Below are 14,170 nucleotides of genomic sequence, written 5' to 3'. Positions count from 1 at the left end.
TGTTAAATAAAGATTGAAGGATTATTGGTGGTAATTATTTCAATATATGACCCTTGGCTACCAATATTTGTTTTATTTTTCTAAGCTTCCTGTTACTCCTTCTCGCCAGTACTGCAGATATTTCAGCGAAGTCATTTTCAACAGCCTTGGTGGAGATTTTTCTGTTTTTCATATCATCGATTATTGCGGCATTGGTTTCAAATGTAAGGGCTAGAGGGTTTTCATTGTGATATGAAAATCTACAAACGCATAGATCATTAATGATGAGTGCGCCATCGGAGTTTTTGTTGTCAAGGAATAATCTCGTGTTAGCTGGCTTATTAATCATCTTAAGGATGGTGGATAACCTGAATCCATGGAAATCAAGGCCGCTGCTCCATATTTTCCCTTTGAACGTGTATATCTTGAAGTTGATTCCCTGGTTTTTATTAACTATGGAATAATATTTCTCGAATAATTCATAGTCATTCGGATCTCCCTCTCTGGAAAACCCCGTGGATGCCAGGTCTTCTATGCTTTCTGGCACCGTTGCTGATGTTTCAACATTCAGACATATTTCTCCAAATAAATATTTGTTTAAAATAATGCTTATATTTGGGTAATCGATTGTCATAATGGAGGGGCTATGTACCCAACTGTATGGGCTTCAATAATGCATTTGCCTTTTGCAAAGGGAATCGTGTTGCAGAAAAGAAAGTCAGGCAATCGGCTTTGATTCTTAAGATATTCAGTCCCACAGTGAGATGCCACGACCAGTAGCTCAAGAGTAGGCCGTGGTGCGGCCCAGGCCCCTTGGCCCTGTTCGTCGGTGATCCAGTGGCGCACCGATCTGGTTGCACTGGTACCAGTAGGTGCTGTGCTCTTCGCCCGCTCCCTGAATGGTGGCCAGCGGCACAAAGCTCCCCGGCTCGTAAATATAGAGCGCCTGTCTTGTACCCCGCTGGCTGTGCATCATGAGGTCGCCATCCCAAAGGTAGTGGGTGCTGCCGAAGGCATCGCTCTTGGAGACGCGCCGGCCCAGGGGGTCGTAGGCGTAGCGGGTGGCCTGGGTGACTCCGTGGCGCGTGGTGTTCGATTCGATGAGCTGGTGGTCTGCGTTCCAGGTCAGGTCCAGTACTTCCTGGGTACCGGCTTTCTGGTTGCCCCGGGTGCGCTTTGTGACGTTGCCGTGCACGTCGTATTCAAAGTGCAGGTCCTGGTAGAAGCGCAGGCGGTTATCACCGACAACGCCCAGGGTGGTTTCCACGGGCTGGCCGTCTTTGCCGGGGATGGAGTCCAGCAGGTTGCCGGCGGGTCGAAGGCAAACAGTTCGCGGGCCAGCGGGCTGCCTTGTGCGGGCAGGCTGGCGAGGATGCGGCCCGTGTGGCCGTATATACGGATGTATTATGGAATTTTAGATCATAAATATAAACTGCTTGAGTATTGGGATTCGATTTTCGTCTTGCACAAAAGGTTGCCGCAGTGTCAATTTTTGCGTCATTGCTCTATATATCGATAGCGTATTTGAAATTTATTCCATTGAATTTATGAATTTACTGTATTTTTTAATCCAGCCATTATTGCCATAAATTTCGCCAGTTAATCCGTCACTTATTTCTGATATATCTTCAACTCCTTGATAGCTTATTCCAATGACTTCTTGTTCTGCCATTTGTATTATTCTGAATAAAGCAGAGTCGACTGCGAAAGCGATTAGGAAATCAAAATGAGATTTCTGATTTTCTGAAAGTGATGCATAAAATTCTTGCAACCTCTTTGCTTCATCTGTTTTATATTTCCCGTTTGCACAGTCGGTGACTCTTTCTATAGATGAGTCTCTAACTGTGTGAATAATGTCTTCGCCAAATTTATCTAGTGTTGAATCTTGCATATTATTTATTTCAAGGAATTCTGCTCGGTGTAGTAGCGCCAAGACTTCTAAGTTTTCTCAAGCTCTGCGCAGCCAGTGATCTTGCGGTTTTCTCATCTGCACCACCTTCTTTAAGACATTCTACAGCGATTTTTGTATGCTCCGATATGGTGTTTTTTGACTTCCCAGATTTGCAATCACAACTAAGTCTATCAAACTCTCGACGTTGGCAAGCGGTAATTTTGTCATGATCTATGCCATTGTTTTTCATCCAATCATTGCCAAGGCAGAACATATCATTCATTATTTGTTTGTAATTTGATAGATCATTCCAGGCAGCTTTCGCATGAACATGGTGACCACCAACGGTTTTGTATGAGCCTGTGGCACAAGAGTTAACTAGACCTAGAGGATCAATCCATTCTGTGGTGTTCGGTGCAAACGTATAAAAATTATGATCGCCTAAAAATCTGATTGGATCTTGAGATATAAACTTACCAACCACCGGATCGTAGTACCGAAACCGGTTGTAGTGCAGCCCCGTCTCCTCATCAAACTGCTGTCCCTGAAACCTGAAGGGTTGCTCAACGGGCGGTGGTTGAGGTGATGCTGCGGGCTTTGAACCCCAAGCCCGCGCGCTGATCGGCCGATCATCGGTGCCGGTCCTCAACACGCTGCGCATGACCGCCTCGCCCCAGACCTTGTAGTCCGCCGCCCAGGCCACCTGGCCTTGTTCGTCGGTCAGCTCCAGCGGGGCGCCGATCTGGTCGCACTGGTACCAGTAGGTGCTGTGTTCCTCGCCCGCTCCCTGAATGGTGGCCAGTGGCACAAAGCTCCCCGGCTCGTAGATATAGAGCGCCTGCCTTGCACCGCGTTGGCTGTGCACCATGAGGTCACCATCCCACAGGTAGTGGGTGCTGCCGAAGGCATCGCTCTTGGAGACGCGCCGGCCCAGGGGGTCGTAGGCGTAGCGGGTGGCCTGGGTGACTCCGTGGCGCGTGGTGTTCGATTCGATGAGCTGGTGGTCTGCGTTCCAGGTCAGGTCCAGCACTTCCTGGGTGCCGGCCTTCTGGTTGCCCCGGGTGCGCTTTGTGACGTTGCCGTGCACGTCGTATTCAAAGTGCAGGTCTTGGTAGAAGCGCAGGCGGTTGTCGCCCACTACGCCAAGAGTGGTGTCCACGGGCTGGCCGTCTTTGCCTGGCATGGAGTCCAGCAGGTTGCCTGCGGGGTCGAAGGCAAACAGTTCGCGGGCCAGCGGGCTGCCTTGTGCAGGCAGGCTGGCGAGGATGCGGCCAGTGGGGTCGTAGCGGAAGTCCTGGCGGCCGCGCAGGGAGTCGGCGCGGGCGATGAGCTGGCCTGCTGCGTCGTAGGCGTAGCCGCGTTCCAGCGTGGCGTTGGAGCTGCCGGGCCTGGCCACGTGGCCGCTGCCTTGCAGCGCGGCGCGGTGGCGCAGCAGGCGCCCGGCCGGGTCCCAGTCGTAGCGGCTGGACAGGGCGCCCTGGCTGCGGCGCACTTCGCGGTGCAGGGCGTCGCGTTCGATGTCGGCGATGACCTGGTGCGCGGCCGGGGGCTGGCCCGGCACCTGGACGGGCTCGATGTTGATCTGGTGCAGGTGGCCCGAGCCATAGAACAACCAGTGCAGGGTGCGGCCATCAGGCATGCGGGTGTGGGTGCGGTTGCCAAGTTCGTCGTAGCCGTGCGAGAGGCTGCGTTGCAGCTTGTGGCGGGCCGGGCCTGTGGCATTGCCGAGAGCCTGCAGGGTCTGGGTCTCGCTGAGCAACTGGCCCACGGGGTCATAGGCAAAAGCCAGGTGGGAGGCGGCATTGCCGGCCTGGGTCAGGCGGCCCAGGGCGTCGTAGCGGTAGGTGGTTTCTTCCACGGGGCCGGTGTGGCCCAGGGCGCGCTTGGCCAGCAGACGGCCCAGGGCGTCGCGCTCGAAGCAGGTGACCTTGCCGGGCCCAGCGTCGCTGCCACCGGCCTCGATGACGTGGGTCAGTTCACCGGCGGCGTTGTAGATGTAGCGCTGCCAGCGGCCGTCGAAGCCGACTTCGTCGGTGAGCTGGTCGCGCAGGTCGTAGCGGAAGTGGGTGCGGGCGTGGTTCTCGTTGTCCAGGGCAATGAGGCGGCCGGCGCGGTCGTAGTGGTAGGCGAGGCTGCGGCCTGCGGCGTCAATCCGGGTGAGCGGGCGGCCCATGCCGTCGTAGGTGTAGCGGGTGCTTTGGCCCATGGGGTCGGTGTAGGCCAGCAGGTGGCCTTCGCCGTTCCAGGCGTAGAGGTGGGTGGACTCTGCCGGCTGATGGCCTTGAGCTGACGGGGCAGATGGTTCGATGACACGTATCAGCTGGCCTGCGTCGTTGTATTCGTAGCGGGTCTGCTGGCCCAGCGCATCGGTGCGCAGAACGGGCTGGCCCAGGGCGTCGTAGGCGAAGCGCGTGGTCTGGCCCGAGCAGTCGGTGTAGGCCACAAGGCGGTCGGCCTCATCCCAGGTCAGGCGCTTGGAGCCTCCCTTGGCGTCAATGACTTCCACGGTGCGGCCCCGGGCGTCATGGCGGTAGCGCGTGGTGCGGCCCAGCGGGTCGGTGGCCTGCACAAGGTGGCTGTGGGCATCGCATTACTGCTGCCATTCGTGGCCCAGGGCTTCGCGAAGTGTGGCGACCAGGTCTCGCGGGCCGATGCGGCCTGTGGTGGCACCTGTGTCGTTTGCTCAATGAGTTGTTTTTGGTTTTATGAAAACTAGTGAACACCAATTATTTTAAATCGGGATGCTTTAATTCACGATGACCGTTGTTATTGAAAATAGTTATCTTTTTGGGGCCTATGCATAGCAAGGTTTCTTTGTGAACCGAAATATCCTCGCATTCCTTTATTTCTTTGATTTTATACAATTTGGACTTTTCTTTTTTATAGTCCAAGGAAAAAAGTCCTTCATTGGAAGAGAAATATATTTTGTTCTGAAAAAAACCATCTTGGTCAGAATCATGTTGTCATCATAATGACTTATGTCTTTGAAGCCATTCTTGAAATCACCTCGAAGTATGGCTCCGTTGAATCCGCATGCCCAGATAACTCCATCTGGGGCACAGAAAATACTCATAATTATTTCGTCAGTTGAAATATCAACTTCACTCCACAATTTTCCATCAAAATGATATATTCCATCTCTTCCAGCAGCGTAAAGATTATCTTCTGAATAACCATCTATATCAGAAATATCATCACCTATTTCAAGAGTATTTAGTGCTAAATTGGCCTTTGGGATAGGGCTTTGTTTTCTGAGCTTTCCTGCAATATCGCGCCATCCATTTTTGCCGCGTTTATATATTTGGCCTCCACCTCCACATGCGTATAATACACCATTTATTTCTTTTAAAGAATTCAAATATCCATATATTGGAAGTTCTTTGTCCAATCCTGCTTCTGCGATATTTTCGGTGCTCGCGCCACCAGGCCAATAAACTGATATCTCCCCATTCTTCGATAGAATTACATATTTTCTCCTATCTCCCATTGCCTTGATTGAAGAGCAGATGCTAACTGTTGTGAAATTCGGCAAATCTAGGTGTCTCCAAGGGTCTCCCGAAGATTGAGCATCATAAAAGAAAATCCTACTGAATTCTGCAGAATCATCGATGCCATCCGGCTTTGATGAAAACATATAGTAATCATCCTCGATCGCCAGACATTTATCAAAGGTTATGGGTGTGGATTTCATATGTGCTCCGCTATCTCTGCGGACCTCCTTGAGTAGTTTTTCCTGGTCCAATTTTTGAGAAGTCTATTGGTATTTTACCGCTGGGGTCTGCTCGTACAATGGTGGTTGCATCCAGTCCTTTCGATTGATGAAAAATACGAAGCTGAGCTTCTATTAAAATAGGATTGAATCCAGTTATTCTTCCAACCGATATTGCGCCAGCGGCTTCAAGTACACCAAGTGATGCTGTGCCTGGAGGATTTCCAGCAAGCCCTGCTACCCGTTCCAATGGAACGTATATCGCATGAATCTTTCCGTGTTATTTCGATCTGGAGATATTTTCACCATCCACACAGATAACCAGAACTTCATCTTCTGTTATTCCATGCGGGTGAGAGCTTCCTCTGTTGCCGGTTCGAAATTCCCGATCCGGAACTACGTGATGTCCTGTTCGGCCTTCCGCTTTGCAGGTTTCAGATTTGTAGGGAAGCAATATGCATCTTGGATTACCTTTGTCTTTGCCGCCGCCATTACTTTCAGCCTTTTTTGGGCTGCAGTTTCTTCAGCCTCTTTGGCTGCTTTTTGTAATCCAGCTTCTGCCGCTTCGCGGCCGGCTTTCTTGCCTACGGCCTCTGTTGCCGCTGCTGCTGCCTTCTTCCCATACTTGGCTCCGGTGGCCGCCATCCCCGTGCCCGGGATCATGGCTGCCGCGCTCAAGGCTGCGTTGACTTTATCGCCCTCGGCAAGATATATCAAAGCCTTAATCCAGGCGAGGCTGCCGCGTTCCTAGGGTCTGCAAGGTGCGTGCAGAATTTGTAGGTTGCTTGTTCTTATGTCTTTCGCCTACGTAGTCTGCCCACCAACGAGGAAAGGCAACGTAATTGGTCGTTTGCTCAGACCTTATCTTGCAAATGGTGCAAAAAACGTAATTCTATACAGCTGCCAATCTATCAAGCTATAGACAATATGTACTCTATACGCCGGAAGGTCCCAGATAAAATATCCAGTGTCTGAGGATGTGCCCTTTTTGTCAGGTGGTTGCCCCATGTGCTTCAAAATTTCCAACGGAGTATCATGAAAGCTGAGACCAAAGGGCAGTTGTCCTTGGAAACCATCGCTTTCCATATCTCCCGCTCTATTGAGACGGTAACCGGCAAAAAATGTTCCGTACTTGGGGAGTGGATTCGATTCTCTCCGGAAGTCCTCACCTTCTCTGAAATACAGACTGAGACCATAGTTCTTTATGTAGCGGAATACCTCCTCTGTATGATTGGCTTCATTTAGCGAGTCTTGATCCCAAATTATGGGTTTGAAGGCATCAGCCAATCTGAAATCATCAATTGAAAAACCCAGCGCTTGCGAAAGGTTGTGCGGACTGGGCATGCGATCTCTGATCGCAGAAGAAATATCCGGTGAATGATTGCCAATCATTCTCAGATCATAGATGTTGGGTCTACGGATATGAATTATGGCAATGGTTCCAGAGAGATGTACGTAGCTTATATTTATGTGCCAATCTGGGGTTACCCAAAGATCGGCAGATAGGTTATGAATAAACCTGGAGGCAATGGGCTTGCCTAGTTTTTGATGTGCTAAGGTTTGGGTATCTGAAAAAACAAGGCCAAAAGGTAGAGTCCCCTGAAAACCACGATAGCTAGATACTCCTTGAGCATAGAATGCTACCTGTTTGAGAATAAAATCGCCGTCCATATGGATGGAGTTATCTTTGAAGATTCGATTATAGTTGTCTTGATTTTCATAGATCAAAGCAATGCTATGCTTCTCGTTTTCTTCAATCTCGCTATTTCTTGCACTTATCGCTGCTGCTTCAGTATCCTCTTCGTATTCTTCGTCTTGCTCTGCAAGATGAGGTCGTTCAAAGATTCGATGCTCCTGAAGCCAAGCATCGAAAGAGGGATCATTGGGAGATTTTCCAATGAATGAAACGAGAATTTTTCCATCCATAGAATATGAGATCCTATTTAAGGTTGAGATTCTTTGCGTCGAATTTGTTAATCTTTCTTATTCTTATGGTTTCTATGCCTTTCCACTTGTTTTATAGAATATGATAATTATGTGGTTGTCCTTTTGATACGCTTGAACAAGGTCTTCCTGATTCTTGCTGACTGATTTTCCCAATTTTTCTTCAACCTGTGATTTGTCCATTGCAAAAGCTAGGTTGAATGGATTTTGTTTTTCAAAGCCTTTATTTATGTCGAAGGATTCAAAAGTGAACCAGCCGTCCCCAATGGGTGGGGAAAGATATTTTTCCTTGTATGAATCTGTGGGGTCAAATTCCATGGAAATCAATTTGTCTTTGGTTTTTATTCTTGTTGTTGAATCTCCTTTTGGCATCTTTTTTATGTCATTCTCGAGAAGAAATGACTCAAAATCATCACTTGTCGAAGTATGACCTAGGAAGGATAGCAATCTTTCGGTATTCATCATATTTCCTTATGTTGATGGTAATTTTGGTTTCACGGCTTTATGAGATAACGCCATGTCTTCGACATATTTATCAAAATCAAAATCCTTTAGTTCTTCCACTGATCGCATGTACTCTTCAAGGCATCCATGGTCTTTCCCTTCCATCGCTTTTCTAATGGCTTCTGTGTCACGTTTGAAAGCGTCCTTCAGTCCTTTCGAGTCCCCCTGAATCAAAGGCTTGTTCTTGCTGCCATATGTTCGGCCCTCTTTGTGAATATCTTCAGGGACAGTGATGGTCGGCGCATTATTGTAGACTCGGTTGAGAACTGATTTTTGCTGCTTTTCTGACAGGCTGTCCCATATGCCTTTTTCGACCAACAGATCTTTTGCCGCTTGCTTGAGAGCCCCTCCGGACGGGACATGATCCGCATTCAGTTCTCCAAGTTTTTTAGGTGCCTTGTTATAGGTCGATCTTTTACCGCAAAGTTCGTGCTTCTTGGGCTTTCCTTTATCTTTTCCACCACCTTGCCCATCTGCTTTCTTTGCAGCAGCTTCTTCAGCCTCTTTGGTTGCTTTTTGTGATCCAGCTTCTGCCGCTTCGCGGCCGGCTTTCTTGCCTACAGCCTCTGTTGCCGCTGCTGCTGCCTTCTTCCCATACTTGGCCCCGGTGGCCGCCATCCCCGCGCCCGGGATCATGGCTGCCGCGCTCAAGGCAGCGTTGACTTTATCGCCCTCGGCAAGATAGATCAAAGCGTTGGCGCCGTCGGCAATTTCGCCTACGCCGGGGATGAGGCCCACGACATCCAGACCTGTGTGCACAACGTCGCTGCCCCAGCGCTGCCACCAGCTTTTTTCCTGGGCGACGGGCTTGATGGCGGGAGCCGTGGCTCCGTGGAGGTTGGGGGCCGTGTCGGGGATGACCAGTCCCGAGGTGTTGCCTATCGGCCCTGGAGAAGGGTAGGCGTTGGGCTTGACCTGTGCAGTTTGTGACTGCGCTGCAGGCAGTTGTTTTTTTCTGGTGGCCATGGCGCTTCAGGGCTTCTTCCAGTTCATCCACATCTTGTCGCCGGTGCGCACGATGGCCCGGCCATTGACGTAGACGGTCTTGCTGTGGTCAATGTCGTGGCTGATGCGCATATTGGTCTGGCTGACCACGCCCTTGCCTTGTCCGGGTTCATCGCCCATGACGTTGTCGACATAGCTCTGGTTGTGCAGGTAGACAGGCTTGCCTTGCAGGAAGACGTTGGGAGAGCACTGCCTGCTCTGGTTCATCTGGTGCGTGATGGGGTAGGGCACCGGGACGCCGTTCTTGCTCGGTGTCAGGCATACGTCTGGGGTGAGCGAAACGATGCGAAACCGCCCGTCCTTGGATGCGATGTTTTCGTCAGCCACGGCGTGCCTCCTGGGGTTTCGCGCGTTCGCTGGCTGCACGCTGCATTTCGGCATCCAGTTCCATGCCTGTGCCTTTGGGCCAGGTGCCCAGCTCCAGCTGCCTGACATCTGTCTTGGCGCTGATGATTGCCCGCCTGACGGTAGTCACAGTGCCGGTCGCCAAATCCAGGATCACCGTGTCTATGTTCATGGGCGCAAACATCACCACGCCCACATTCAGGCGTACCAGCAGCTGCAGCTCCTGCGTGGGTAGCTTGAAGCGGAAAATGCCCTGGTATTTGTCGGCTGGAATGAGGTTCAGGAGCATGACCTCTTCGCCACCCTGCGGGTAGTCGATCTGCTGGTCTTCCGGCGCACAGTTCCAGTAGCGGTAGTCATGATCCAAAGGACTTTTGGGCCACTGGGATTGCTTCCATGCGTCGTCATGCGTCCCGGCTAGGGAAACCCGAGGACTCCACCAGCGTCCGATGGCGCCCACGCCTACGACCGGATAGTCCTGCTGTCCGTCATAAGGCTGGTTCAAGGCCTCAATCTGCGGCGCTGCGTAGTGCTGCGCGGACTGGGGCTGCTGCTGTGTGTGGGTTTCCAGTTTCGCAATGGCTTTGTCGGCGTCGTGGACCGCCTCGGGAAGCCTGCCGCAACCAATCGGATTGGGCGTGTAGAAGGCGGGGAGCGCGTCATGCGCCTGTTGGGCGATCTCGCGTTGGGACTTTGTGATCCTGACGTCGTCCCTGTCATCCAGAAACTCTTGCAGAAGTTGCTCCTGGCGAATGACATTGGGGCCCCCGAAGGCCAGCTCATAGCACAGCGGCACCTGAGTGACCGGTTTCGGGGCGCCGGGACGCAGCGCTCCGAGGCTGGTCAGAGAGCGCTCGAATTGCCGCGGTCCGGTGACCTGAAGCGTTTTGATGATGCTGTCTGCAAACCTGAAGCCGGCCGGCCACCGCTCATGAGGCTTGCCGTCTGGCGTATATGCAAAGGCATTGGTGAGGATGACATCGCACTTTGGCTTGTAAGGAGCAAGATCGCTTTCCTGCAGCACGCTGCTGATGTTCACGTTTGCGTAGAACTCGTCCGCGGTGCAAAGCGGTGTCTGTTGCTCGGGCGGCAGGACAGTGGGCTCTATGAGATCGCCATTTTTCTGTACCGCGCGCAGCGTGTAGGAGATGCGGCTGACCATGACGTGAAAAATCTCGCCATGTGGGTCCACATGCTGGAAGTACTGGCTGGGCCAGGGCGTGTGGTTGACCACCTCCGGCAAGGGGGCGGACTCCACCGGACTGGGCATTGCGTGGGAAGGGCGCTCCATTCGGGACTCCTCAGTTCAGGTCAATACGCTTGGAGTCGAGGCCGATGTGCTTGCTGCCGACCACATCGATGTTCTTGCCATTGATGGTGATCGTGCCGTCGCTTTTCATTACCAAGCTGGCAGCGCCCACGGTGATTGAGAGCTCGTCGCCGGCCTGAATGGCGTAGCGCTTTCCTACCGTGGTCTGCTGGTTGCCCTGGACCCTGACGGAACGGTCCACCAGCACCGTCGTGCTCTGGCTCAGCCCCACATTCACCACCATGGCCGCGCCCACATTGACGTTGTAGGCGGCGCCGATGTTCACCATCTTGGCCAGGCCCACGTTCTGCATGTAGGCCAGTCCGATGGTCTCTGTCTTGAAGCTGCCCACCTTGATCGACCAGTTGTTCCCGATCTTGTCCTTCTCGTTGCGGCCTATGGTCTTGCTGCGGTTCTTGCCGATGGAGATGTTCTCGTCGATGCCGACGTCTTCGTTGCGGTTGTCGCCGATGCTGATCTTCTCGTTGTGGTCCACCCGCTCCGTGCGGTTGTTGTGCACGGTGATGGTTTCGTCGCGGTCCACGGTCTCGGTGCGGTCGCGGTGGATCACGTTGGTTTCATCCCGGTCGATGGTCTTGCGCCGGTCGTTGCCCACCCATTTGTCCTCGTCGTTCTCGACTTCGGTGAGCTGGTCCTTTTGCGCATGCAGCCACAGCTGTTCGGCGCCCGCCTTGTCCTCGAAGCGGATGGCGTTGGCGTCGCCCTGGCCGTTCTTCAGGCCCGCGCCCGGTGCGCCGCCCTTGCTGGATCTTGTCTTGATGCCCGATTGCGTGGCGTTGGCCGGCAGCGCCCAGGGCGGCATGTTGGAGGCGTTGTAGACGCAGCCCATGACGATGGGGTAGTCCGGGTCGCCGTTGAGGAAGTCCACGATGACTTCCATGCCGATGCGCGGGATGTGCACCGCGCCAAAGCCCGGCCCGGCCCAGCTGGTGGCCACGCGCATCCAGCAGCTGGAGTTCTCGTTCATGCCGCCCAGCCGGTCCCAGTGGAACTGCACCTTGACGCGGCCGTACTGGTCGCACCAGATCTCTTCACCTGCAGGACCCACGACGACGGCGGTCTGCGGGCCCGTGGTGCGCGGTTTGGCGGTGATGCGCTGGGGCTTGAAGGGCAGGCTGGTGGGCTGGGCCTGGAGCACGAATTTCTGTGTCGAGCCCTCGCCGCTGCCGCCGTCGCTGACGCGCGGGTTCTCCTCAAAGGCATAGTCCACGGCCGTGACCAGGTAGGCCTGGTTCTGGTCGCCGCGCGGGTAGTTGTCCAGCGTGAAGGTGTAGCCCGGCGCCATGGCGCGGTGGTTGGAGCTGCCCTGCACCGTGCTCTGGCGCGTGAGGCTCTGCTGCAGGCGCACGCGGATGTAGTCCTCGCCGTCGCCGGTCTCGGTGTAGCCGCCCGGCCATTCGTAGATCTCGTAGGCGTCGTGTGCATGACCGGGCGGGTTGCGGCGCATGTTGGACAGCTCGGCGCGGGGCTTCTTGAAATCGTAGTCGTCGTTGTAGTGCCGCCCGGGCTTGACGCGCTGGTGCAGCTCCCAGGCGTGTATGCATTCCTCGCGCGCCACGGCGGCCTTGCCCGGCGGGTGGAAGGGGATGACGGCGCCGCCCTGCAGCGGGTCGTGCGAGGCGACGATGTCGTCTCCCAATGTCAGCACATGCTGGCCCGCGCTGTGCTGGTGGTAGTAGCAGATGCCCTCGTGCTCCATGAGGCGCGAGACGAACTGGAAGTCGGTCTCGTTGTACTGCACGCAGTACTCCCAGGTGCGGTAGGAGCGCGTCAGGCGCTGCTGCATGGGGTGGCCGTAGATGCCCAGAACCTCGTTGATGATGTCCGGCACGGTCTTGTTCTGGAAGATGCGAAAGTCGCTGCGGCGCGTGGCCAGCCACAGCCAGGGCGACAGGCGCGCGCGGTACAGGAAGTTGCGGTGCTCGTCCTGGCCGCGCATGCCAAAGGCCGTGACCATGCCATCGATGTAGCGTTTGCCGCCGTCCTGGGTCTCCACCACCACGGTGGCGCCCTTGCCCAGCAGGGCCTTGGGATCGATGCTGTCGCTTTCGCTGAGCAGGTCGATCTCCAGGGCGAACAGATGGCTGATTTCCTCGCGACCCTGCAGCCGGCGCAGCTGCAGCTGGTCTGCCAGGGGGGTGTTGATGGTGACTCTGCGTGTCATGGTGTCGGATCTCGCGGTGCTTGGGGTGGAAGAGGGGTCGGGGCTTCAGGCCTGGATGGCGGGGCCTGCGTGCGCCGGTCGATGAAGGGCTTGCATGGGGTGGCTTGAAGGTCCTCTGCTGCTAGCGGGCTGCGTACACCAGCCCAGGACGGGCGCCGTCGGCGTCATCCTGGGCGTCATCCATGACAGGGTCGCTGTCGAAGGGCTGGCCCAGCGCAATGAACTGGTAGTTGCCGCGCCGGTCGGTGAAAACCGCCAGGCCGTCCGGCGTCAGGGCTACGTTGAACCAGTCGTTGTCGGTTCTGGGCTGGTCCGGGTCCAGCGAGCCTGGCCGGCGCCGGGCCAGCACGCTGCCGGCCAGGCTCGCCTGGTTCAACGCCCGGGTCTGCCGGCCATCCGCGCCATACAGCCGTAGCTCCCCGGTGGCTTCGACCTTGCGCAGGCCCTCGCCCAGAGGGACGGAGCGCTTCAGGCTGGCCAGCACGAACCGGCCGCCCGGCGCCAGGTGCAGGTCGGGCGGGATGTCGTTGCCACCGCTGCGGAACTCGGCCAGGTGCACGATGCGCGCCTCTGCGCCCAGTGCCAGCGCGGCGCCCATGCCGCGCTGCCTGGGCAAGGCATAGGTCAACAGCACATTGCCTGCCGACCATGCCTGGGCGCTGGTCCAGGCCAGCGCATCCGCTGCCGCCCAGGTCCGGGCCTGCGTGGCCATGGCGGCGGCCGGATCCTTGTCCTGGGGCAGCACGGCCAGGGTTCCGTCAGCGGCGCGGGCCAGGCGGGGCAATGCATCGAAGCTGCCCAGATTGCGCGCTTGCTGCAGCGTCCAGCCCGGTAGGGCGAAGGTCAGCAGCTGGTAGGGCTTGCGACCGTCCGCATCGGGGTCCAGCCGGCTGCTGGCGACGATGTTCACCACCCCGTCACTGCTGTCCTGCGCATCCTGCGTGACGACAGGGCGGGCAAGGCAGCCGCCAGGTCGAACTCCTGGCCGTGGCAGTGCCGCAATGGCCGTAGAGCTGCCGCTGCGCTCTGACAGTTGAAAACTGCCTGTCTTGGCCTGGTTCTTCAGATCGAGTCGATCCACCCGGCCATTGCAGTACACGGCATACAGGTAGCGGTACTGGCTGCGGTCGGTGGGATCTGCGGGATCGAGTGCCTTGGCCGCAACTGGCGTAGCGAGGGCAACCCGCGTCTGGTCGGTGCTGGACGAGCAGCCCGCTGCCAGCGCGCTGGCAGCCATGACTGCACAAGTCACGAAACGGGCGGAGGTCAGGTGCGGTGGCATGGCGGCAAGGGCTTGTG

13 protein-coding genes are annotated in these 14,170 nt (G+C 55.3%); 1 reads left to right on the top strand and 12 read right to left on the bottom strand.

The features are described 5' to 3' along the window. Positions 1–34: 34 nt before the first annotated feature. The 5 genes from CLV01_RS28910 to CLV01_RS28900 form a co-directional block, all read right to left on the bottom strand. Positions 35–613, bottom strand: coding sequence for a hypothetical protein (locus tag CLV01_RS28910; RefSeq protein ID WP_143290020.1), 579 nt, complete (start codon positions 611–613; stop codon positions 35–37). Between the two features lie 147 nt (positions 614–760). Further along, a complete protein-coding gene (locus CLV01_RS29680; RefSeq protein WP_257221384.1) occupies positions 761–1,246 on the bottom strand; it encodes a hypothetical protein in 486 nt (161 codons plus the stop codon). A 264-nt stretch (positions 1,247–1,510) separates the two neighbouring features. Continuing rightward, positions 1,511–1,870 (bottom strand): hypothetical protein, encoded by a 360-nt coding sequence (locus CLV01_RS28905; protein ID WP_143290021.1) that lies wholly within the window; start codon positions 1,868–1,870, stop codon positions 1,511–1,513. Positions 1,871–1,880: 10 nt separating this feature from the next. Continuing rightward, positions 1,881–4,439: an RHS repeat-associated core domain-containing protein gene (locus CLV01_RS29930; protein ID WP_441306979.1), complete on the bottom strand. Its 2,559-nt coding sequence runs from the start codon at positions 4,437–4,439 to the stop codon at positions 1,881–1,883. 273 nt (positions 4,440–4,712) lie between these two features. Next, the gene (locus CLV01_RS28900; RefSeq protein WP_143290022.1) at positions 4,713–5,561 is read right to left on the bottom strand and encodes a hypothetical protein; all 849 of its coding nucleotides are present in this window, start codon (positions 5,559–5,561) and stop codon (positions 4,713–4,715) included. Positions 5,562–5,844: 283 nt separating this feature from the next. Between CLV01_RS28900 and CLV01_RS29215 the strand changes: the two genes are divergently transcribed. Further along, the gene (locus tag CLV01_RS29215) at positions 5,845–6,330 is read left to right on the top strand and encodes a hypothetical protein (protein WP_180288425.1); all 486 of its coding nucleotides are present in this window, start codon (positions 5,845–5,847) and stop codon (positions 6,328–6,330) included. A 110-nt stretch (positions 6,331–6,440) separates the two neighbouring features. Here CLV01_RS29215 and CLV01_RS28895 read toward each other — a convergent pair whose 3' ends face one another. From CLV01_RS28895 to CLV01_RS18365, 7 genes are all read right to left on the bottom strand, one after another. Beyond that, a complete protein-coding gene (locus CLV01_RS28895; RefSeq protein ID WP_143290023.1) occupies positions 6,441–7,505 on the bottom strand; it encodes a hypothetical protein in 1,065 nt (354 codons plus the stop codon). Positions 7,506–7,577: 72 nt separating this feature from the next. Further along, positions 7,578–7,985, bottom strand: a complete 408-nt coding sequence (locus tag CLV01_RS28890) for a hypothetical protein (protein WP_143344294.1) — start codon at positions 7,983–7,985, stop codon at positions 7,578–7,580. A 9-nt stretch (positions 7,986–7,994) separates the two neighbouring features. Beyond that, a complete protein-coding gene (locus CLV01_RS18385; RefSeq protein ID WP_012205696.1) occupies positions 7,995–8,993 on the bottom strand; it encodes a hypothetical protein in 999 nt (332 codons plus the stop codon). A gap of 6 nt (positions 8,994–8,999) precedes the next feature. Next, the gene (locus tag CLV01_RS18380) at positions 9,000–9,359 is read right to left on the bottom strand and encodes a DUF4150 domain-containing protein (RefSeq protein WP_012205695.1); all 360 of its coding nucleotides are present in this window, start codon (positions 9,357–9,359) and stop codon (positions 9,000–9,002) included. Beyond that, positions 9,352–10,668 carry a DUF2169 family type VI secretion system accessory protein gene (locus CLV01_RS18375; protein ID WP_013802344.1) on the bottom strand — a complete coding sequence of 439 codons (1,317 nt, stop codon included), beginning with the start codon at positions 10,666–10,668 and terminating at the stop codon, positions 9,352–9,354. The genes CLV01_RS18380 and CLV01_RS18375 overlap by 8 nt, the downstream gene beginning before the upstream one ends. A gap of 10 nt (positions 10,669–10,678) precedes the next feature. Continuing rightward, positions 10,679–12,871 carry a type VI secretion system Vgr family protein gene (locus CLV01_RS18370; protein WP_099733570.1) on the bottom strand — a complete coding sequence of 731 codons (2,193 nt, stop codon included), beginning with the start codon at positions 12,869–12,871 and terminating at the stop codon, positions 10,679–10,681. A gap of 121 nt (positions 12,872–12,992) precedes the next feature. Continuing rightward, entirely contained in the window at positions 12,993–14,153 is a 1,161-nt protein-coding gene (locus CLV01_RS18365) for a hypothetical protein (RefSeq protein WP_099733571.1), read from the bottom strand. Positions 14,154–14,170: the final 17 nt, after the last annotated feature.

It is taken from the genome of Delftia sp. 60 (genome assembly GCF_002754395.1).
GTDB lineage: Bacteria > Pseudomonadota > Gammaproteobacteria > Burkholderiales > Burkholderiaceae_C > Comamonas > Comamonas acidovorans.
Note: the sequence above shows the minus strand (reverse complement) of the source record. Positions and strands in the feature narration are given on the sequence as shown.

Excerpts from the sequence above, each read along its gene's own strand:
- CLV01_RS18370 (WP_099733570.1), bottom strand. The coding sequence starts at position 12,871 with ATGACACGCAGAGTCACCATCAACACCCCCCTGGCAGACCAGCTGCAG.
- CLV01_RS18365 (WP_099733571.1), bottom strand. The coding sequence starts at position 14,153 with ATGCCACCGCACCTGACCTCCGCCCGTTTCGTGACTTGTGCAGTCATG.
- CLV01_RS28890 (WP_143344294.1), bottom strand. The coding sequence starts at position 7,985 with ATGAATACCGAAAGATTGCTATCCTTCCTAGGTCATACTTCGACAAGT.
- CLV01_RS18375 (WP_013802344.1), bottom strand. The coding sequence starts at position 10,668 with ATGGAGCGCCCTTCCCACGCAATGCCCAGTCCGGTGGAGTCCGCCCCC.
- CLV01_RS28895 (WP_143290023.1), bottom strand. The coding sequence starts at position 7,505 with ATGGATGGAAAAATTCTCGTTTCATTCATTGGAAAATCTCCCAATGAT.
- CLV01_RS29215 (WP_180288425.1), top strand. The coding sequence starts at position 5,845 with ATGAATCTTTCCGTGTTATTTCGATCTGGAGATATTTTCACCATCCAC.
- CLV01_RS18385 (WP_012205696.1), bottom strand. The coding sequence starts at position 8,993 with ATGGCCACCAGAAAAAAACAACTGCCTGCAGCGCAGTCACAAACTGCA.
- CLV01_RS28900 (WP_143290022.1), bottom strand. The coding sequence starts at position 5,561 with ATGAAATCCACACCCATAACCTTTGATAAATGTCTGGCGATCGAGGAT.
- CLV01_RS28905 (WP_143290021.1), bottom strand. The coding sequence starts at position 1,870 with ATGCAAGATTCAACACTAGATAAATTTGGCGAAGACATTATTCACACA.
- CLV01_RS28910 (WP_143290020.1), bottom strand. The coding sequence starts at position 613 with ATGACAATCGATTACCCAAATATAAGCATTATTTTAAACAAATATTTA.